At 60.7% G+C, this 19,754-nt stretch carries 23 protein-coding genes; 7 read left to right on the top strand and 16 right to left on the bottom strand.

Features of this window, described 5'->3' with window-relative positions:
• The 9 genes from fliQ to E3T27_RS13560 all read right to left on the bottom strand — a co-directional run bounded on the left by fliQ (nucleotide 1) and on the right by E3T27_RS13560 (nucleotide 5,938).
• The gene (gene fliQ / locus E3T27_RS13600; RefSeq protein WP_104128455.1) at nucleotides 1–276 is read right to left on the bottom strand and encodes a flagellar biosynthesis protein FliQ; all 276 of its coding nucleotides are present in this window, start codon (nucleotides 274–276) and stop codon (nucleotides 1–3) included.
• A complete protein-coding gene (gene fliP, locus E3T27_RS13595; protein ID WP_134573678.1) occupies nucleotides 273–1,067 on the bottom strand; it encodes a flagellar type III secretion system pore protein FliP in 795 nt (264 codons plus the stop codon). Before fliP ends, fliQ begins: the two co-directional genes overlap by 4 nt.
• 44 nt (nucleotides 1,068–1,111) lie before the next feature.
• Complete coding sequence (fliO, locus tag E3T27_RS13590) at nucleotides 1,112–1,573, bottom strand: flagellar biosynthetic protein FliO (protein WP_104196165.1); 462 nt, start codon at nucleotides 1,571–1,573, stop codon at nucleotides 1,112–1,114.
• On the bottom strand, nucleotides 1,574–2,281 hold the full coding sequence (fliN, locus tag E3T27_RS13585) for a flagellar motor switch protein FliN (protein WP_134573366.1): 708 nt from the start codon (nucleotides 2,279–2,281) through the stop codon (nucleotides 1,574–1,576). It abuts the gene before it with no gap.
• Nucleotides 2,278–3,189 (bottom strand): flagellar motor switch protein FliM, encoded by a 912-nt coding sequence (locus E3T27_RS13580; RefSeq protein ID WP_174722224.1) that lies wholly within the window; start codon nucleotides 3,187–3,189, stop codon nucleotides 2,278–2,280. The genes fliN and E3T27_RS13580 overlap by 4 nt, the downstream gene beginning before the upstream one ends.
• A 72-nt stretch (nucleotides 3,190–3,261) precedes the next feature.
• Nucleotides 3,262–4,092 carry an OmpA/MotB family protein gene (locus tag E3T27_RS13575; RefSeq protein WP_241992257.1) on the bottom strand — a complete coding sequence of 277 codons (831 nt, stop codon included), beginning with the start codon at nucleotides 4,090–4,092 and terminating at the stop codon, nucleotides 3,262–3,264.
• Between the two features lie 23 nt (nucleotides 4,093–4,115).
• Nucleotides 4,116–4,982 (bottom strand): motility protein A, encoded by an 867-nt coding sequence (locus tag E3T27_RS13570; protein ID WP_134573364.1) that lies wholly within the window; start codon nucleotides 4,980–4,982, stop codon nucleotides 4,116–4,118.
• Nucleotides 4,982–5,215, bottom strand: coding sequence for a flagellar FlbD family protein (locus E3T27_RS13565; protein ID WP_104196162.1), 234 nt, complete (start codon nucleotides 5,213–5,215; stop codon nucleotides 4,982–4,984). Before E3T27_RS13565 ends, E3T27_RS13570 begins: the two co-directional genes overlap by 1 nt.
• Nucleotides 5,216–5,554: 339 nt before the next feature.
• The gene (locus tag E3T27_RS13560; protein ID WP_134573362.1) at nucleotides 5,555–5,938 is read right to left on the bottom strand and encodes a hypothetical protein; all 384 of its coding nucleotides are present in this window, start codon (nucleotides 5,936–5,938) and stop codon (nucleotides 5,555–5,557) included.
• Nucleotides 5,939–6,544: 606 nt separating this feature from the next.
• Here E3T27_RS13560 and E3T27_RS17035 point away from each other — a divergent pair.
• From E3T27_RS17035 to E3T27_RS13550, 3 genes are all read left to right on the top strand, one after another.
• Nucleotides 6,545–7,588: a helix-turn-helix domain-containing protein gene (locus tag E3T27_RS17035; protein ID WP_241992256.1), complete on the top strand. Its 1,044-nt coding sequence runs from the start codon at nucleotides 6,545–6,547 to the stop codon at nucleotides 7,586–7,588.
• Nucleotides 7,483–8,334: an IS30 family transposase gene (locus E3T27_RS17030; RefSeq protein WP_241992269.1), complete on the top strand. Its 852-nt coding sequence runs from the start codon at nucleotides 7,483–7,485 to the stop codon at nucleotides 8,332–8,334. Before E3T27_RS17035 ends, E3T27_RS17030 begins: the two co-directional genes overlap by 106 nt.
• A 372-nt stretch (nucleotides 8,335–8,706) precedes the next feature.
• Nucleotides 8,707–9,009 (top strand): hypothetical protein, encoded by a 303-nt coding sequence (locus E3T27_RS13550; protein WP_166786215.1) that lies wholly within the window; start codon nucleotides 8,707–8,709, stop codon nucleotides 9,007–9,009.
• Here the strand turns inward: E3T27_RS13550 and E3T27_RS13545 are convergent.
• The 3 genes from E3T27_RS13545 to E3T27_RS13535 are packed head-to-tail and all read right to left on the bottom strand — an operon-like array spanning nucleotide 8,994 to nucleotide 11,916.
• Nucleotides 8,994–9,434 (bottom strand): hypothetical protein, encoded by a 441-nt coding sequence (locus E3T27_RS13545; RefSeq protein ID WP_104196159.1) that lies wholly within the window; start codon nucleotides 9,432–9,434, stop codon nucleotides 8,994–8,996. The genes E3T27_RS13550 and E3T27_RS13545 overlap by 16 nt on opposite strands.
• Before the next feature lie 23 nt (nucleotides 9,435–9,457).
• Nucleotides 9,458–10,867 carry a PxKF domain-containing protein gene (locus tag E3T27_RS13540; RefSeq protein WP_134573360.1) on the bottom strand — a complete coding sequence of 470 codons (1,410 nt, stop codon included), beginning with the start codon at nucleotides 10,865–10,867 and terminating at the stop codon, nucleotides 9,458–9,460.
• Nucleotides 10,861–11,916 (bottom strand): nidogen-like domain-containing protein, encoded by a 1,056-nt coding sequence (locus tag E3T27_RS13535; protein ID WP_134573358.1) that lies wholly within the window; start codon nucleotides 11,914–11,916, stop codon nucleotides 10,861–10,863. The genes E3T27_RS13540 and E3T27_RS13535 overlap by 7 nt, the downstream gene beginning before the upstream one ends.
• Nucleotides 11,917–12,146: 230 nt before the next feature.
• Between E3T27_RS13535 and E3T27_RS13530 the strand changes: the two genes are divergently transcribed.
• A complete protein-coding gene (locus tag E3T27_RS13530; protein ID WP_241992255.1) occupies nucleotides 12,147–12,779 on the top strand; it encodes a GNAT family N-acetyltransferase in 633 nt (210 codons plus the stop codon).
• A 133-nt stretch (nucleotides 12,780–12,912) separates the two neighbouring features.
• Here E3T27_RS13530 and E3T27_RS13525 read toward each other — a convergent pair whose 3' ends face one another.
• From E3T27_RS13525 to E3T27_RS13515, 3 genes are all read right to left on the bottom strand, one after another.
• The gene (locus E3T27_RS13525; RefSeq protein ID WP_134573354.1) at nucleotides 12,913–13,635 is read right to left on the bottom strand and encodes an NAD(P)H-dependent oxidoreductase; all 723 of its coding nucleotides are present in this window, start codon (nucleotides 13,633–13,635) and stop codon (nucleotides 12,913–12,915) included.
• A gap of 78 nt (nucleotides 13,636–13,713) precedes the next feature.
• A complete protein-coding gene (locus E3T27_RS13520; protein WP_134573352.1) occupies nucleotides 13,714–14,049 on the bottom strand; it encodes an ArsR/SmtB family transcription factor in 336 nt (111 codons plus the stop codon).
• 337 nt (nucleotides 14,050–14,386) lie between these two features.
• The gene (locus E3T27_RS13515; protein ID WP_134573350.1) at nucleotides 14,387–15,598 is read right to left on the bottom strand and encodes an LCP family protein; all 1,212 of its coding nucleotides are present in this window, start codon (nucleotides 15,596–15,598) and stop codon (nucleotides 14,387–14,389) included.
• Nucleotides 15,599–16,243: 645 nt separating this feature from the next.
• On the opposite strand from E3T27_RS13515, the gene E3T27_RS13510 reads away from it, so the two are divergent.
• The 3 genes from E3T27_RS13510 (at nucleotide 16,244) to E3T27_RS13500 (ending at nucleotide 18,814) form a co-directional block, all read left to right on the top strand.
• A complete protein-coding gene (locus E3T27_RS13510) occupies nucleotides 16,244–16,432 on the top strand; it encodes a hypothetical protein (RefSeq protein WP_134573348.1) in 189 nt (62 codons plus the stop codon).
• 50 nt (nucleotides 16,433–16,482) lie between these two features.
• Nucleotides 16,483–17,766 carry an LCP family protein gene (locus E3T27_RS13505; protein ID WP_134573346.1) on the top strand — a complete coding sequence of 428 codons (1,284 nt, stop codon included), beginning with the start codon at nucleotides 16,483–16,485 and terminating at the stop codon, nucleotides 17,764–17,766.
• A gap of 349 nt (nucleotides 17,767–18,115) precedes the next feature.
• Complete coding sequence (locus E3T27_RS13500) at nucleotides 18,116–18,814, top strand: hypothetical protein (RefSeq protein WP_166786214.1); 699 nt, start codon at nucleotides 18,116–18,118, stop codon at nucleotides 18,812–18,814.
• A gap of 135 nt (nucleotides 18,815–18,949) precedes the next feature.
• On the opposite strand, the gene E3T27_RS13495 is transcribed toward E3T27_RS13500, so the two are convergent.
• Nucleotides 18,950–19,495: a hypothetical protein gene (locus E3T27_RS13495; protein WP_134573342.1), complete on the bottom strand. Its 546-nt coding sequence runs from the start codon at nucleotides 19,493–19,495 to the stop codon at nucleotides 18,950–18,952.
• Nucleotides 19,496–19,754 lie beyond the last annotated feature (259 nt).

Genomic DNA, 19,754 nt, shown 5'->3' with positions numbered 1-19,754 from the left:
TCAGCCTCCGCCGAGCAGGGAGGGAATCTTTTCAAACATCTGGTTGGTGAATGTGATCGACTCAGCGATCATCCAGTGGCCGCAAATAAGCAGGACCAGTGCCACGGCCACGGCCTTGGGCACGAAAGACAGCGTGACTTCTTGAATCTGCGTGATCGACTGCAGCAGCGAGATGGCAAAGCCCACTACGAGGGCGGTGATAAGTACGGGGGCCGAGAGTTTGGCCGCGAGGATGAGGGCCTGCAGGCCGATGTCGAGCACGGCGTTGGTGTTCATGCGGCCATCTGGTAACTGCCGATGAGGCTCGTGATGATGAGCCCCCAGCCGTCGACGAGCACGAACAGAAGGATCTTGAACGGTAGCGAGATCATGACCGGTGGCAGCATCATCATGCCCATCGACATCAGCGCCGCGGAGACGACGATGTCGATCACCAGGAAGGGGATGAAGATGACAAATCCGATGATGAACGCGGCACGCAATTCCGAGATCATGAACGCGGGAATGAGCGTCAGCAGGGTGACGTCATCGGGACTGTCCGGGTTCGGTTGATCGGCAGCCCGGGTCATCAGCGCCAGGTCTTCGCCGCGCGTGTTGGCGAGCATGAATTGCCGCAGGGGTTCCGAACCCAGATTCAGCGCATCGGTGAAGTTCAGTGAACCGTCGAGGTAGGGCTGCAGTGCGATGTTGTTGATATCGGTCAGCACGGGCGCCATGATGAACAGGGACAGGAAAAGGGCTAGTCCGGCGAGCACCTGGTTCGGCGGGATCGACGGCAGCGCGAGGGCGTTGCGGGTCATAGCAAGCACCACGAAGATCTTGGTGAAGCTCGTCATCATCAGCAGCAGTGCCGGTGCGACCGACAGCAGGGTAATGCCCAGCAGGGTGACGATCGCCGATGAGGGCGCGCCGTTAGGACCATTGATATCAACGGTGAGCCCGCCGCCACCGGGGTCAGTCGGGTCGATCGGAGGCGTCGGGTCGATCGGCATGGCATGGCCCGCCGTCGCTCCGAGCCAGAGCAGCGCCGTCGTGGTCACCACGATGAGGATGATGAACAGGCCCATACGCGCGAAAACGGCCCGGGAGCCGATTCTAGATGGGGCGGTATTCACCGTCCCTGCCGAAGTAGTGCGGCGGTTTGGCGCCACGTCGACGGCGACAGGATCGATCCGGCCAGCGGAGCGGAGGCGGCGGGCGGCGCTACGCGAGCGGCATCATCCGCTTCAGCTGCGGCCAGGGAACGGGCGAACGCCGTCGCTGGCGCCGATTGCGACCCGCCCAGCACCGAAATGGCGGCGTCGAGGGTCGAGACGGTTGCGGGCACAAGGTACTTCTCGTGCAGCACGGTCACGGCCTGCTCGGTGACGCCGAGAACGAGGCGCGTTCCGTCGACCTCGACGACGACAACGGAGGCCTTCTGCCCGATGGGCTGACGTCCAACGACGGTCACCGGGTTGGCGACACCCAACGCGCGCGCTCCGCGCGACAGGCGTCGCTGCAGGTACCACAGCAGTGCGAGAACCACGCCCAGTGACAGGGCGACACGCACCGCAACAATAAGGGTGTCCACTTACGACAGGCCATCCGCTACATCGAGAATCTGGGTGATGCGCACGGCGTAGTCCTGGTCGACGACGACGATTTCACCGTGGGCAATCAGGCGACCATTGAGCAGAATATCGGCCGGCGCTCCCGCGGAGCGATCCAGCTCGATAACGGCGCCCGGCGTGAGTGATAAGACGTCACGCACGGACATGCGGGTCCGCCCGATTTCAACCGTCAACGACATTTCAACGTTGCTGATACGCCCGAGGTTGCCCAAGGGTGTGCGCTCTGGCGCCGATCCTGGCCCGCCAACAACTCCGTTCTGGCGAACGCGAATGGCAAACCAACCGGTCACCACCCCGCCCGCGCTCAGTTCGAAAACCTCGGTCTCTGTGGCGGCGAACAGTGCTGAGGCGTCTTCGACCCGGGAATCGCCGAGCACGCCGATTCCGAGCACTGCCGACGCGCTCTCGAGGGCCGGACGGAGAACGTCCCGGCTGGAAACGAGCTGTGAGTTCGCTCCGGCAGCGGCGTCGAGTGACGCAGAGTCGGTGAGCACAACGGCCAGGTCAGCGGATGTCGTACCCACGAACGAGGCCACCACGGCCGAACCGACGCGCGATGCCAATTCGGCGCTGACGACGTGTGGCAATGCCTGCAGCGGTACCGTCGTAGGCAACACACGTATGAGCGCGTCGACGGCGACTTCGGGAATAGATCGGGTAGAAATCATTGGGCGGTTTCCTCGGTATCAGTGACGATGCAGGCCAGCCGTGAACCGTTGGCCCCGACGGCGGCGCGGGCCAGCGACTGGCCGTCAACGGTCAGATTGAGCGGACGATGCTGGGGATGCGGAATGTGTAGAACATCGCCGACCGCCAGCGACAGAATGCGACTGGGCAGCACATGGGCGGTCTCGAGTCGAAGCGATACGTCAACCGGTACGGCCGCGATCTGTGCCTGCAGAAATTCGGCAGCGTTCGATGTGGTGCTCGTGGGGTTCGCTTCGCCGAGTTGCGGCATCAGTGCCGTGGCGGGAATCGCCACCGTTGCCGTGGCCGTGACCTTTTCCACTCGAATTGCGAACGTCGCGACCACCATGAGGTCGCCGGTTGCCGCCGCTTGCGCGAACTGGGAGTTGTACTGAATGGCCTCGACCCCCATTTCGTCGACGATCAACGGCCCAAAGGAATAACGCAGGTCTTCGAGGCTTTCCGAAATGAGCTTGCGAATCAGGGCCAGCTCGATCTGGGTGAAGTTGCGTTCAGCGAGCACTGGGTTGCTGCTGTTGCCGCCGAGCATATGGTTCACCCAGGTGAGGGCCGACGTGGTCGGAAACTGTATGACCGCGCGGGCTTCCAGGCCCGCAACCGTGCACAGCACCATGGCGGTTTTCGGCGGTAGCGAACCCGCGTACTCGTCGTAGGTGGCCATGAGCACTTGCTCGCAGGTCACCATGCAGAGCACGCGCACGCGGGCGGTCAGCTGGGTGCCCCACTGCCGCGCAAAAGTCTCAAAGGCCAGTTCTAAAACACGGGCGTGTTCACGTGCCAGGGTGGTGGGCCGCCGAAAGTCGTACAGCTCAACGCTTCGTGCCGCTTTGACGAGCGCACTGTTGCCGACCTGATCCTGGACTGTCACGTTGGGACTATCGACCGGCCCCGTCGAAAGGTAAGAAATCTCAGCTAGCCGAAGCGCCGCGCCGGTTTATGATCAGTCCTCGGCGGCCACGCCGGGAATGAGTGCCCGCACGCTGTCCGGCTGATCTGAGAGCAACACGATATCGACCCGGCGGTTCTGTGCCATGTCAGCGAGTGTGGAACCGGTGTTCGCCGGCTGGGCCGATCCAAAGGCGACGGCGGATATCAACCCTCCGGTGATGCCGCCCTGCTCCACAAGTCGACGCAACACCTGGGTAGCCCGGCTTGCCGACAATTCCCAGTCGCTGGCGAAGGTGGTGGATTGGCCGTGTTTGTCGGCGTGCCCTTCAACCGAAATTTTCTGCGCGGTGGCTACGAAGGCCGGTGCTGCGGCATCGAGCACCGTGATCGCGGCTGCCGTGAGTTGAGCGCTGTCCGGTGCGAAGAATGTTTCACTCCCCACCAGCCCCAGGGTCAGTCCACGGTCGGTGATGTGAAATTCCACGAGGTCGGCTACCCCGGCTTTGGTCAGGTTAGCGGTGACGGCAATCTTGAGCTGATCAAGCTTCATGACCTCCTGTCTGGCGGCTTCGGCGTTTGCCAGTGCCTGGGCCGTCGCCTCGGCCGGATCGAGAGCATCGGCGGAGTGAGTGACTTCTGTGGGTGATTCGCCCTTGTTGTCGACAAGGTCAGCCGGAACAACGACTCCCTCAGCGGTGTCGACCATACCCGCATCCACCGCTCCGAACCCGGTGGCCAGGGAGTTAGCCAGCTGCTCGTACTTGTCTTGGTCGACGGTCGACATGGCGAATAGCACGATGAACATACACATCAACACGGTGACCATGTCCATGTAGGAGGCCATCCACCGTTCGTCGGGGTGGACGTCCTCCTCTTCAACCATTTTGCGGCGCTTGGCCCGCACACTCATGCTGCTTCGGGAAGGTCTTTATCCTTACCCTTACCTCTGGTCTTCGTCTTGGTCCTGGCGGCTACCCCAGCAGCATCCGCAGCGCCGTCTTTGCCCTTGGCGCCGACTTTCGGCAGCAGCTCAGCGGGCACCATGGCGCGCAGGCGTTCTCCGAGAAGGCGTGGCTGACTGCCAGCCTGCACGGCCAGGGCGCCTTCCATGACGAGAGTCATGCGGTCGACCTCGAGGTCGGCCAGGCGACGCAGGCGCGAGCCGAGCGGCAGCCAGATGAAGTTGGCCGAGAGCAGGCCCCACAGAGTTGCGACGAAGGCGGCCGCGATCATCGGTCCCAGTGTCGCGGGCGTGTCCAGGTTTTCGAGAACGTGGGTCAACGATACGACCGTACCGATGATGCCAACCGTTGGGGCGTACCCGCCAAGACCGGTGAAGAATTTGGCGGCGTTCCGATTCGATCGAGCCGCTGTCGCGATCTCGTCCTCGAGGAGCATCCTCAATTCATCTCCGTCGGTACCGTCGGCGATGTTCTGCAGGGCGCCGCGCAGAAACGGGTCCTTGATCTCGTCGGCCGCCTGATCGAGTGCGAGCAGGCCGGAACTGCGGGCAGTTTCGGCCAGTCCGACGACCTGGTCGATAACGGACTGCGGCGGCGTGGTCTTGCCGAGGAACGCTCCGGGTACTGCCTTGAAGGCAGACGTGAAGTCCTTGATCGTGCCGCCCGCAAGGCCGACCGCGATGGTCGCACCGAAGACCAAAACCATGGGCGCTGGCAGCAGGATGGACATGACAGAAGAATGTTCGAGGGTGATCATGGCAACGAGGGCACCGAAGGCGAGTACCAGGCCGATCAGAGTTGCGGGATCCACTAGATCTTCCTGGGGCCTCGTGGCAGGTCCCCGGCGCTCGGGTCGTAGGCGAGCGCGATGACGTGGGCACGGTAGCGGGCGATTTTCTCGATCACATCTTCCATGGATTCGGTGACGATGAAGTTGGCGCCGTCGACCATGACCAGGGTGGTGTCCGGGTTGGCGTGGATGCGTTCGATCAGATCCGGGTTAATCGCAAAGTGACTGTCATTCAGCCGCGTAAGTACGATCATGTGCTCATCCTGTCTCGAACGACTCGAGGGAGGCGTCATTGTGTACCATCGGCTGCCGCGCGGCTCATGTTAGCTAGCGCGGCTGGCCAGTTCGTCGGCCGCTTGCGTGCACAGACGCCTCTGACCCCGACAGGTGCGGGGCCAGAGACGATGCGCATGGGGCGATTACCGCTTCTACCGGGAACGAGGGGTGTCTCCCCCGGTAGGGCACTTCGCCCTGTCTCCTGCGAAGCCGCGAGGACGAGAAGAGGCGGACCATCTTAGGCCGAGAAAACTGTCTCCCTCCATGGGCGCGGAAGCCGCGTTTCAGCGTGTCGGGACCAGGAGGTGTGGGGCGGCCTACGCCCCATACTTGATGAACACCCTGACGTAGCCGGGTTGCTTGTCCGGCACACACCTGCCGACCAGTCTGACTTTTTGTAGGCGCTGCACCAACGCCGCGTGTGCATCGTCAGCGGGCAGGGTCGCCTGACGTTGGCGGCCAGGCACGCGGGCGTACTCATTGCCGAGCTTCTGGAGAACAGTCAGCAACTCGGCGGCCGGCAGATCATCGAGGTGGTCGACCATCAGTTTCACGATCGGGCGTGGCGGGACATGATGCAGCAGCATCAGTTCGATGTCCGGCCAAGCCACGGTGACTCTGTTCGCGAAAGCGAATTGAGCAAAACCGACCATAATCTCGGTGGTAAGCCTGTCGGAATAGTGCTCGAGCTGGCGCAGCACTGGTGTGCGGACCTCCTTTGTTCTTAGGTTCTGATCGTTTCAGACCCATACGCTTTCCCTATGCGCGGCGCTTCGGGTGGGCTTGGAAACTACCCGCAATACTCGGTGTCACGTGCTAAGCTCATTTGGTTTTCTGCCACCTAGCTCGGACAAGCCGCAGCTTTAGTCTTCTGATATAAGCAGCTGGCCATATTCTTGTCCCCTGACGCGACGCCTATACTCCGTTGTCAGGCTGGGGAGTTGTGCGTCGGCAAGCCCGCGCGCGAGCGGATCGAACTAGGAAATTTGCAAGGTTGCGTTGATTCTGTGCGCACGTTCTGCCATCGCTAGCTGGCGCCGTCGCCCGTCTCGACACCGGATCGGTCTGGCGTTAGCCCTAGGGAGCGTGCCCGGCCCTAAAAGGCGGCGCGGGATATTCCGAAAGCGCGCGCGACCTACGCCGTTGTCTCGACACCTTCGGTGAGCCGGTGGGCATAACGGATATGTCTGTTGGCTAGTGCGGTCTTTTGTCCGGTGAGGTCTTGTCCATTAGTGCAGACGCGGTCGTGGCCTATGAGCATTGCGGTCATGGTTTAAGCTGTAGCGTTTAGCACCCGCGGGATTCTATTGATCGAAGCAACACCTATTTTTAGGTGGTTTGCAATGTTTCATCGTTCTTCGTCAGCAGCAGGTGTCCGGTTTCTCGCCTCGATCAAGGAGGGTCGCGGTCTCAAACCCTCCGCCCGCGACGCCGGCATAGACAAAGAAGTTGGCTACCGCTGGCTGCGCGAGAAATACCTCGAGTTGCGCCGTAGTGGGAAGAGTCCGGCCGATTCGACGGCCGAGCTTGGGTTCACGACTTCGCGTCTCCTCGGCTGGGAAGCGGAGGTCGATTACGTCCGGGAACGGCATCATCTGAGGGTTGATGTTGACGACGAGTCCGCGTTCTGGCGGTCGTTCGACGCGGGCCACAGCGCGAACCTCGGAGCGAAGTCGGCCGGGGTATCCAAATCGACGGCCTATCGGTGGATCGAAAAGCGTTATGACCTCCTTCGATCTGCCGGCCACAGCGTGCGCCAGTGCCAAACCACGTTGCGCCTCACCGACGCTCGGGCGAGGATCTTCGAAGAACGCCGATTGACGCAGCTGCGCCATATGGCAACTGCAGCTCGTGCAGCGCAGCACGACGCCACGTTCTCCTCCAAGCGCTACGCCGATCGGGTCCTTAACGGCGCGGTCACCACCGGACAGGAGCGGTTGCGGGTTCGTGCGGAGAAGTACTGGCAGCTGATGCGGGACGGCCTGAGCAACGCCGAGGCTTGCAGACTATTGGGCATGCACATTTCCTCCGGGACCCAACTTCGTCAGGCGAACGACTTCCAGATTCCACGACTCATCGTCCAGCGCGATACGACTGGCCGCTACCTGGACGCCCGCGAGCGACTCCAGATCGCCGACCTGCTGCGCTTGGGTCAGTCGATGCGCGGCATCGCCGCCACGCTCGGTCGGCAACCGTCCACTATCTCGCGGGAGCTGGCTCGGCACCGAAACGGCAGCGGCATTACCTGCCCAAGACAGCCGACCACGACGCACGGCTGCAGCGTGCCCGGCCCAAGGTGCCCAAGCTCGTCTCCAACGTTTCGCTGCGGCTGCTGGTGCAGCGAAAGCTGAACCGATGCTGGTCTCCAGATGAAATCTGTGGATGGATGAAGAAGCACTACCCCGATGATCTGACGATGCACCTGAGCCCAGAAACGATCTATCGGGCGTTGCTCCTTCGGGAGGATTCCGGCCTCCACAAACGCTTCGCCGTGAAGCTGCGCACGGGACGACGCATCCGCAAAACCCGCTGGCGCCGTCGCATCGGGCGAGGTTCCCGCATCATCAACATGACCATGATCGACAAACGTCCCACCGAGGTCGAAGACCGAATGCAAGTCGGGCATTGGGAAGGTGATCTCATCGTCGGTCTAGGTTCAGTCTCCGCGATGGTGACTCTGCGGGAACGAAAAACTCACTACGGCATCATCGTGAACCTGCCCCTCGATCACACGGCGGCCAGCGTCAACGCGGCCATCATCGCCGCTTTCGCCACCCTTCCCGCCCACCTCAAACGCACCCTCACCTGGGACCAGGGCGTCGAGATGTCTTGGCATGAGGAACTCACCGAATCGACGGGAGTTCCGATCTTCTTCGCAGAACGCTCCAGCCCCTGGCAGCGCGGCGCGAATGAGAACTTCAACGGACTGGCCCGCCAGTACTTTCCCAAGGGCACCAACCTGGCCCTACACAGCGCTGACCACGTTGACTTCGTCGTCCAGGAGCTCAACGATCGACCTCGGAAAACACTCGGCTACGACACTCCCTCCGAGCGGTTCAACGCCGAGCGCGACACGCCCGAGGCGAATCAGCGATAGCCTCAAAATGCCCGGAAATACGCCGGACAAAAACGCTTGTGTTGCGTCGACTCTCAGAATCCGCCACCCGTTGACCGGGCATTTTCTCGGGCGGGTCTTACGGGAATCGGGCGCCCACGGAACCATGTGGGTCGTCGTCGGCACTCCTTGCACGCGGGGTGTCCCGGTGGTCGTCCGGCTAACGGGCACTCGTGAAGATCTCCGGCGACTCGATCCACGCAGGACACGTTTGACCGCTGTCCCTGCCCGTTGGTGTATCGCGTGTAGCTTCCGGACATGATGGGTGGGAGCGGAGCGCCAACGGGGGAAAGTCGCCTGCCCTCGTGGGCACTGGAAACGATCGGTGCCTAGGTGGCGGTAGTCGCCGGGCTCGTGGCTGCGGTGTCCGTGATGCGCGCCTTTGAGATGAAGCGCGGGCCGGGAGCATCCGAAGTGCTGGTTCTTGTCATCGTCATTCTGACGTCGCCACTGTCAACTGCTTACTCTGTCTTCGGTTCAATGGGTTCTTCGCAAGGGTCGGGCCAAGGAGGATTTGCAGTTGCGGTGCTGGCCGTGAGCGCGGCACTGAATTACCTGGGGTTCTTCCTCGTGGCTGTGATCAATGCTGCTGCCGTCTTCAGATTGATAGTCCTGGGAAATCGTCGCCGGCGGGCGGCAGCTCAGTCCGATTCCTGACCTTGAACCGCCCCGCTAGGGCCCGTTGACCCAAGGCGCAGCAGTGGTCGGGCGAGGACAAGACCGCAAATTAGGCCAGCGAGGGCAACTGGGAATGCCACCAGAGCGCTGAGGTGCGGGAGCAAAGAACTTCCGAAAAATAGGGTGAGGCCGCCGACGAGGATTGCCGGGGTTGCAACGAGGGCGCATGCCCAGATCGGGGTATGCATCAGTCGAGCCCAGACCGCAGCCAGGAAGAGGGCGACCGAACCAAGAAAGATGAGAATCTTCCCAACACGATCGCGTTCAAGAGCCTCCCCGGTCGGCTCGAACAAGAATGTTTTGTCGAGACCCGTGCCGAACAAGAGAAGTCCGACGACAATGAGTGCGGACCATGCAACCAGGGCGGTAACCCAGAGTAAAAGACGTACCCACCTGACTGTCATAGCTCCACTTATCTTGGTAGTCGTCAGGTGCGGAAGCTGAATTGCGCTTCATGAATGCTGCCGTCGTCGAGTTTCAGGTGGAATGTTCGGCAGGTTCCCGCCCAATCGGACGCCGTTTTCCACACATAGCTGTAGGTGTCCGTAACTTGATCGTATGACAGGCTGCTGGCCCCGGCAGTAGTAGTGGTTTCGACTTCATCAACGTTCGCGCCGGTCGTGCAGTCAACCCGAACCGACGTTGGGGAGCCCGCCGAGACAATTCCGAGGCCGAAGTTGCCGCCGAGGCGGAACTTCATCGGTACGGCACGACCTGCTGTCATGGCGTTGACGACAGGGGCTGCGTCAACGGGTGCCAGAAAGCCCTCGAACTGGTACTTCGGGATGTCGACGATGTGGTCTGCCGACGTAAATGCCTCGCCGCCCTGATCGTCGCGGATTGCCAAGGTCGTCAGGTATGTGCCAGCGGTCGTGTATGTGTGGCTCACCCGACTGCCGGTAGCGGTGCTGCCATCTCCGAATTCCCAGAGGTATTCGACCACGGTCCCGTCGGCGTCAGCGCTCGCGCCGCCATCGACCGTGATGGTCCGCCCGACGGTGGCCAAAGACATCTGCGCTTTCGGATCCTGGTTAGGGGTGGGAGCCTGCCAGATGTCTAGGCTGGTCTGTTCTCCTTGGGCGGCTACCTGTGCACCGTAGAGGCTTGCCGTCCACTCGCCCGCCTCAGCAGCAGCGATGTGGTAGCTCTCGAACGTTGGCCCAACCTCATGCTCCACGTCCGAAGCGCTCGTACTGCGGGTGATCGTGCGCCCTGATGGTGAAGTTAAGGTCAGGACAACGTCGCTGCCCGGCCATTGTGTGGACACGTCGAGTGGCCCACCGGTGGAGTTGAACGAGTACTGGGTCGTCTCGAACGGAAGCACGTTGAACAGATTGCTATACAGAAAGTTTTGCAGCGCCGCGGCCACGTCGTCGGCAATCAATTCGTGTCCGAACGCGTTCGGATGATACGACTCTTCTCGCGGCAGCTTGATTCCGTTCATGAAGTGTTGGTCGCTCGGCCCGCACAGCTCATGCCCGCTCGGCGTGTCGTAGATGTCGACAAACTGTAGACCCAGGCCGCGGGCCTTGTCACGGATGGCGTTGTTGAGGCGGCGGATCTCGCTGTTGATCCATCGCTGGTCTGTGATGCGCACACCGCCGCAGTAGTCGTCGCTGAAGCGGTTGTGCGCACCACCGTCGACGTAGAACCGGGGATAGCCCAGGACGACAATACGAGCGAACGGCGCCCGTCTGCGAACCTCCTTGTAGACGCTCTCCAGTCGACCACCCTCAACCAAGTTGATATAACTCTGGTCGATCCCCGCAGCGGAGTCCCCCTCGCAACTGGCTTCGTGGAATGGATTGAGAACATCATATAGAGTGCCCTTTAGCACGATTCGAGCACTTCGGCGAACTTCATGTCGTTGCCGCCGATGCCCAGGGTGACTAGCTTAGTGCTGCTACTAAGCCGGTCCAGCTGCGCAATACCATCAGTGTACGGCGGCTGATTTGGGTTGTAACTGACGGCCAAATCGTTGATGACGGCGCCACTGCAGGCCCCGAAGTCCAAATTGAGAGTGACGACGCCCGCATCGACAAGCCGACGCGGATATGCGTAGGCCGAACGGTGGCATTTATTGCCGTTGACGTCAGTGAGCGGCAGGTAGGCTCCGGCACCTTCACCAGACTGGAACGAGTCTCCCAGCGCGACGTACTGGGTTAACGGTGCGTTACCGCCGCGAACGCGAAAGACGTGCCGTCCACTGACGGTGCTATCGGTGCTGGTAGCCGTCAGGCCCGAAGTATTTGAGTCCAGGAATGCGCCGTTGACTGCGGAGCCGCGCAGTTCGTAGGAGGTGCCATCGAGGCCACTTCCGTTGGAGAACCCCGCAACGGCGGAGTTGCCACCCAACCCAGCCGAACCGCCGCTGGCATCACCAGACTCCCATTGCACCTTGTCGTAATTGAAAACAATGTCGAAATCGCCAGCGGACGCGGAGTCTTCACGATTGACCAACAGCAACTGGAAGCTGTTCAGTTTGTCGGTGTGTCCGCTGTAGTAGCCAACGTCGACCCAGTTCACACAAAACGCTCGATGGCCCTCGTAGGTAGTGTTCCCCCACCCGTATCGAACAGTTTGCGAGCCAGCGGCTCTGGTGTCGACGTCAGCGAAGAATGGCGCGATGATCTGCGCGCTCGTGCCGGCCAGGCCGAAGGGGGTGTAGGTCGACAAGGACCTGTCAAAGGTCACGTTGCCGTTGTTGTTCACCCACAAGTGCTCAAAGGAGGTTCCGTAGAAGTTGACCCCGAACGGCAACGCAACCTGGTTAGTGGACGAGTCGTCGTTACCGGTCAGCTCATGCTGCATACAATCCATGGAGTCGATCACTGCTCCACCAGATGCCTCAGCGGTGGACACCGCCACCTGGCCACCCAGCGCCATTGCAATGACTGCAAACGCAGCAGTGTTCCGCTTCCAGCTAAGACGCACAGTTTCCCCAGTGTGTTCGTGTGGCTGCTTGGACACTACTGCAGTTAATCGTTAGGCCGCGCCGCCCCATTCAGGGCGGAACGCTCTGCGACACCGGTTCACGTACTGCCGACCAAAAGTCGCGCCAGGTCGCGCCCTGCGACCAGCCGAGGTCACGGCCTGAGCGCTGGCAAATCAATGTCTTGATCAATTCATTCAACAATTGCTACAAACGCCGTCGCGGCGGCAGCGCCGACGATCCGGTCCCGGACAGGGTTCGGCTTAAGAAGATCTCAGGACTCTGCCATTGTCAAAGAATGGACTGGCCCACAACTGAACGCATTATTTCTCTGCGACTCTTGTTGGAACCGCTGTCGGTGGAGCACGCCGCTGCGATGATCGAGGTTTTGGCCGATCCTTCGCTCTATGACTACACCGGCGGAGAAATACCGTCTCTGACGGTGTTGGAAAAACGATATGCCACGCAGGCCGTTGGGCACTCTGATGATGGTTCGCAGTGGTGGTTGAACTGGGTTGTCACAAAACGAGACGTAGGGACACCGGTGGGATTCGTACAGGCAACCGTCGAAGACGACGGGGTAAGTCTCGTGGCTGACATCGCTTGGGTGATCTCACCGAACTGGCAAGGGCAAGGGATCGCTTCTGAGGCAGCTCAAGCGATGGTCGCCTGGTTGCGATCACACGGAGTCCATCGCCTCACAGCGCACATTCATCCCGACCATCAGGCCTCCATGAAGGTGGCGCAAAATCAAGCCCTACACGCGACCTCATCGAAGAAGGACGGTGAAACTCGCTGGGAATCCCAGCAACCGTAGAGCGTCCCGCAAGAGGTTCCCCTTACGGAACTATTGCAAAGGACTTCTCGCATCGTGACCCCAAGCTTCTTTCGCTCAAGGATGCCAATTCACGAAGCTCCGAAGATTTCGGGTCGTGCAATTTGGCGCTCTTCTAAGGATTTTGAGGTGGGACCGGTGTGGTGAGCGGTAGCGCGGCTCGTGTGGCAATCCGTTCGAACGCGTCATGAATTGCGAAGAGCGCGGCTTTACGATTATCGGCGTCGAGGTGAGCTGGCCCGTACGTGACGATCGGTTCCAAGACGTCGTAACCGACGAAGCGAAGCATCCCGAAATGTATGTGGAATAGGTGCGTGTCGAGGACGCCGAATCGGCTGCCCTCACCGAACGAGTCTGGCGAACCTCCGGTGGTTATGAGCAAGACGGCCTTGTGACCTGCAAGGGCAGCCTGGTCGAAGAGTCCGCGATCGCCTCCGAAAACGGCTCCCATGACAAAGACTCGATCAATCCACCCCTTGAGAATGGCGGGGAGGGAGAACCACCAGAGGGGGAACGACAGTACGAGGAGATCGGCATCTAGTAGCGCGTCGAGGTCTGCACGAACGTCAGGCGCGAGAGTTCCAGCGTTTGCTGCGGCCATTTGTTCGGCCTGCGGTTTGAAGTATGTCGAGGCCGACGGGAACTCTGAGTGATCAAGCACGGGTGACCAGCCGTTCTCGTACAAATATATTGTTTTGACGTCGTAGCCCTGGTCCTGCAGGGATGATCTTGCAGACCGCATCTGCGCATTACTAAATGAATTAGGTTCGGGATGAGCGTGCACTATCAAGGCTGTTGGTTTCGCAGTGTGCTCGGCTGCGTCCTGGGGTAAGTTCATATGCACATCGTATCGTCATATCGAATAATAACGATATAACGAGATTCGCGAGTAAGAGGCAACCAACTTTTCCGGGCGTTACAGGTCTCGCCCCAAGGAATTCACGAGCTTTTCAATGTGCGATTCATCCCGCCGGTAGTGCGTCCACTTGCCGATCCGGGTTGACGTGACGAGACCAGCTCGTTCGAGTACCGCCATGTAGGCCGAGATGGTGGACTGTGCCAGGCCGGCTTTCGCTTGAATATGACTCACGCACACGCCGACCTCAACGCGGTCAGCGATCGGCTCGTAGTCGGCGAAATTGACCTCAGGATTCTTCAACCATTGAAGTATTCGGAGTCGAATCGGATTGCCCAGGGCCTTGAAAACCTCAACCAAGTTTTCATCTGGAGTGGTACTCGGATCCGACTGCATATACTTCCGTCCAACGTGTTGACATTCCTCGATATCTCGCTCTGAGCATACATATTCATCATGAGATTTTTCCGGCAAATACCGAACGATTCCATCGCGATGAAATTGCCAGCGCAGTCGAGGAGGATCGCCTCCGTCGTTACAACTGCAAGAAGCTTCCAATGACTCTGGCAACGCTCATCAAAACACCACACTGACCACTTTTCGCCGACGCGCCATTTGTCCCGCAAGAGGTTCGGTTTGCGGGACGCCATAGGTGAAGGACAAGGTATTGTTCGTGGCGGGCCGGAAACACCTACGCCTATTTCGTGCGTTTTATAGCGCGGTGTGATCGCTGTTACCCGGTGGAGGCTTGGGCGCACGAGTCATCCTGCGCTGTTTGACCGGTGAGTCCGTCCAACGCTTGAACGGTCGGCTGTGGAGTGGGGACTGCGGTTTCGGTCGTCGCCGGCGTTGACGTTTCGACCGGCACCGGTGCATCCGGTGTTGGTGCCGGTGTTGGCGTTGTTCCGGGGAGGGTGAAGGGTTCATCGGTGGCGAGTTTGGTGAACATGTCGGCGGCCACCGCTTCCGTGGGAACGACCTTGCCGGGGAAGCGGGAGTCTCCGGTCGTGCCGGGATACTGCACGAACAGCAACCGATCCAGGTCGATGTCTTGGAGGGCTAGGGCCATGGATACCATGGTGTCAATATTGGCGAGGGACGTCGACAGTTTAATATTGGTGGCCGCAGCGTTGGCGAGGTTGATCAGGGTCGGGATGTTCGTGAGTGTTCCGTTGCCCTGTACGGTGCGCATGAGTGAGGCCATGTAGATCTGTTGGGAGGAAATCCGTGCCAGGTCGCTTTGGTCGCCGACGCCTTTCCGGCTCCGCAGGAACGCCAGTGCGGTGTCTCCGGCGACGACGCTCGTGCCCGCGGGCAGATACAAGCCTGCAAAGTCGTCGTTGATGGGCGCATCCAAACAGATCGGCACTCCACCGACGGCGTCGCTCATCCGCACGACCCCGTTGAACGAGATGAGTCCGGCATACGGGATGGTGAGTCCCGTCAACTTGGACACGGTCTTGACCACACACGGTAGCCCGCCACGCGACATGGCCTCATTGACGGGGCGGGCGGCCATCGCCGAAAACTCGGCGCCGGTCGTGACATCGGTGCACTCGGGGTGCGCCACGATGAGGTCGCGTGGGATGCTCACGACGACAGCGTTGCTGTGGTCTGCGGACACGTGCACGAGAATGTTCACATCGTTGAGGGTGCCGTGGCGTTCACCGTAGGCCGCGCTCTGGACCGCATCGTTGTCGACGCCGACCATGAGGATGTTGAAGCCGTTTTTGTAGCTTTCGAGCTGTGGCACGGGCGCTGCCGGGTCGCCACCGGTGAGGTCGATGGCGTTGTCGTCGACTGTCTTGCTGAAGCTCCACACCGCAACAGCAGCCACGGCTGAGGTGCTGACCACGGCAACGGTCAGCACGGCCGCCACCAGTTTGAGGGCGGTGGCGTACGGATTCGAGCGCTTTAATCGCCCATGACGTGCGATCCCGATCATCCGTTTGCTTCGCCTGCTCGCGTCAACCACAAAGCCTCGTCCCCTTGCGCCCGGTCTGTGACCGAACTATCTCTTTGCGTTAGACCGATCATGCCCCTCGACGTCGCGCTGGGCCCTCCCGAGGTTACCGCTTTCCACGGCGACGGCTGTGGCGCGCGGACGGGGTCCTCGTTACCGAGACTGGCGTTGCTGGGCGCCTTGCTGACCAGGGGAATTTTCCTCAGGCTGCCCTGGAACTCAATCCGTCAGTGGGTCTTTCTTGAGGTCGCAGGTGCTAAGACTCGCTTCCTAATACCCTTTGGACGCTGTGCGTGGTTCCGAATCAACCGGTTCAACCTGAATGTCACCGGAGGGGGAACTGAGACAGATTGTGAAGGTTCTGTCCACGGACAGGGATTTGGTTGCTCCCGGCAGCGCCAGAAGTTCGGTGCAGTCGCCCCGAAGTCGATGTTGCTTTCGCTGTAGCGATACGGTGCAAGCATGGGGAAAATTTGGGGGCGCACTGTTCCGTGCCAGAAACTTGGCCGTACTTGCAGCGATCTCGTGCTGACTGGGTGCACAGCTGTGGCTCCAGACACCCGTGATTGGGCTTGGGGAACTTCGTTCCCTCCAGTAGCTGCGTCTCACGTAGAAAGCGACTCTGACATGCTCCTCTTCCCGGCCGCGTATGACGACTTTGGGGCGGTGGGAATGCAGCCCGCAGCAGTCAATATCTGGAATGACAACGTGCAATTCGCGGTGGATAGGGAGAGCCTTGTCGTCGAACGAGGTGAGGTCGCCTTCCTCGCCCGTCATGTGGAACTGCAGTACACGGCACTGCGGGCGAAACGTTGAGCAGCGCGAGGAGTCCGATCCGGTACCCGAACTTCGGATCCCGAACGTTCATGACTCGGCGGGCCTGGTGGCTCGTCGTCCTCAATATTCTCATCCCCGGCTCCGCTCAAGTGCTTGCCGGTAGTCGGGCACTTGGCCGGTTTGGCCTCCGTGCCACCCTATGTTTCCTCGCCCTTGTTGTAGTGACCGGCGCCGCATATGCGATGAACCCGGAGATCCTGCTCACCGTTACCACTAACTCGATTGGTTTGTGGATCATCGCCGCCGTGATGCTGTTCTATGCCGCGGTGTGGGTTGTCTTAACTGTCGACACGATCCGGCTAGTGCGCTTGGTAAAGGCCCGATCCCAGGCGCGCCTGTTTATCGCGGGGCTAGCGACTGTTGTGCTGGCGGCCGTGGTCGGCGTCGCCGGGTATGGTGCCTCTGTGGCTACCACGGCCAGTGACTTCCTATCCTCGGTTTTCGCGGCTGGACCGTCGGAGCCGCCCGTAGACGGCCGCTACAACATCCTGCTCCTCGGCGGCGACGCTGGCGCCGACCGGAAAGGCCTGCGGCCCGACAGCATGTCGGTCGTCAGCATGGATGCTGAGACGGGCAAGGCCGAAATCATTGGCCTGCCGCGCGACCTCGAAGACGTACCGTTCTCGGCGGACTCGCCATTGAATGCGGTCTACCCGGACGGCTACGGCTACGAGAATCGCTGCGCCGTGGATGTCTGCATGCTCAACTCGATCTATACCGAGGTCGCCCTGAAGAGCCCGGAGATGTACCCGAACGCGTTGGCCGACAACAGCGATCCAGGCATTGAAGGCATGCGCGACGCCGCCAGCGGAATCACCGGCCTCACCATCCAGTACTACGTGCTGATCGATATGCAAGGCTTCTCCGACCTGATCGACTCCCTCGGCGGCGTAGACATCACTGTCACCGACCGTGTTCCGCTCGGAGGCGATGAGGCACTGAACGGCGTTGCCGAGTGGTTCGAGCCGGGCAAACAGCATATGGACGGCTACCACGCCACCTGGTACGCCCGCTCCCGGCACGGAACGAGCGACTATGACCGCATGGCTCGTCAGCGCGTTCTGCAGGAGGCGATCCTGAAGCAGTTCAACCCGGCGAATGTGCTCACAAAGTTCCAGGGTGTGGCCGAGGCCGGCCAGCAGGTCGTCAAGACCGACGTACCGCAGGGAACGCTCGGCTACTTCGCCAACCTGGCGGGCAAGACCAGAGACTTACCGGTGGGGTCCGTTGAGTTGGTTCCGGATAATGGCGTCGACCCGCAGGACCCGGACTACGACTACATCCGCAGCCTGATCGCCACCGCGTTCAGATAAATTCGAATTGTGTTGCCAGGGAGCTAGGGCGCCGAGACTGGGTGTCGCTTCTCGCGATGCGGTGAAAACCTGTATCAGATTCCCCCAAGAGGTTTTCCCCTTGCGGGCCTCTCTGTTCGTCTGGACAGCATCAAAGGTCACGGCGCAAGGTGAAGTGCCTGCATCAGGGCAACGGTCTACGCATAGACCTTGCACACACGACCACAACTGTCGAATTGCCTGACGAGCTCGGGCAGTGCAAGACTCAATCTGAAACAGTGGGTCGCCAAGGCGCAGCCCGACGACGTCATCTCAACGCGGAGTAGACGACAAAAACCAGGGGGATTCTATGAAACGTATGACATTCGTGTTGGCCGCAGCGACCGCAGCGGCTGTTATCTTGTCAGGCTGCCAAGCACAGCAGCCCATCACACCTGATTCATCATCAGCGACTGCTCCGCCTACCTCCGCCCAGACGGATGAACCCACTGCGCAGGAATCGGCTCAGGCGTGGGCAGATGAGACATTCGGGACGTTCGAAGCTTTCACCGTCACCGGCAGCGGCGCTGAAAAAATTGTCTTTCCTGACGACGCTAAATCGGGCTTTTACACAATCACGTGGGCACCCGACCACTATGCCAATGAGCAGTCCGGCGCGCAGGTTTATGGTGAAGACGGCACGTACCACGAGGCTGGCATGGCTGACTATGTAGGCGATTCCGCCAGTGTCGCCTATGGTTTGGACCCCTCCGTTGGCCCGGCGGGCTGGATCGCCGTCGGGCCCGGCGCGGGTGAGTGGTCCATCACCGTGTCACCGGTTTCGGCCCTTCCTGCACTGCCGGAGACCGGCGGCTACGACGCCTATTTGTATGCGGGCGACGAGCAACCGGTCGTCTTCTCGACCTTAAACTCTGGGCGGCTCAACGTTCGACAGTTCAACGGCATCGATCCGACCGACAGCATCCTCCCTCAACAAGACTTCACGGCTGTTGGCACTCTCCTTGCTGGTCCCAGCGTCGTCAACGTCCAGCTGGAAAGCGTGAGCCCCTGGACGCGATCCACGAACTAGCTCGAGGGACACCAACGGATTAGCGGCCCGTGCCGTCTATGGGACCTTGAATCACGCGCAACAAAGGTTGTTCAGTTTGTCAAGTGAACGGTGTCCCGTAGGGGGTTCCCCTTGCGGGGCGAGACTGCGTTGTTGTTATGCGGTTGCGGTGTTCTGCTTGAGGGCGCGGGGCCATATTGTGTATGACACAGCCCAGATCGCTTCGATGCCGCAGATCGTTATCAGGATTGGGTACCAGTACTCCAAGGCGGCCGTCTGCGTGGTGTTGCCTACCAACCAGGTCAGGCCGAACAGGACGAGAGCGGAGATTGCCGCTGCGAGCAGGGTGCGCGCGACGTCCTTCCAGCAGGCCACGGTGTAATCGGTTCCGGAGAGACGTGTTGGTGCGGGGCCGTCGGCGAACCGGTGCGAGAAGCGGATGTCGGCCCAGCGGACCATCCCCGGGCCGTAGGCGATCGAGAAGCCAATATAAACCGCGGCCAGGCCGTGCGCCCATTCCGCGTCAGCGCCGGAGCGCAGGTGCACCGCGGTCGTGGTCAACAGCACCAGGTCGATGACCGGGGCCAGAGCGATCAGCACAAGGCCGAGCCGCTTGGCTTTGAGGATGTAGCGGGCGACCAGGCCCAGCACGATGACGACCCAGAACCCGATCTCGCAGGCGATGATGATACCCAAGATCACAAGCCGCTCCGCCCCTCGTAGTAGCCGCAAGCCGAGCTTACGGCAGGCCTAGTCTCCAGTCCGAATCGGGCGGCCGAGCAGATACACCGCCACGAAGCGGGCACGAGCCAGTGTGACAAGAGCTATTGCCGTATTCCTCGTCCCGGTGAGGGTCCCCCTTGCGGGCTCAGATTTCGGCACGTCGTTTCTGATCGGCGCCTTGACGTGACCGTGGTTAGAGCGTTCTCGATCAAAACGTCATTCCGATATCAAACCCTCT

This window comes from Cryobacterium lyxosi (genome assembly GCF_004403345.1).
GTDB lineage: Bacteria > Actinomycetota > Actinomycetes > Actinomycetales > Microbacteriaceae > Cryobacterium > Cryobacterium lyxosi.
Note: the sequence above shows the minus strand (reverse complement) of the source record. Positions and strands in the feature narration are given on the sequence as shown.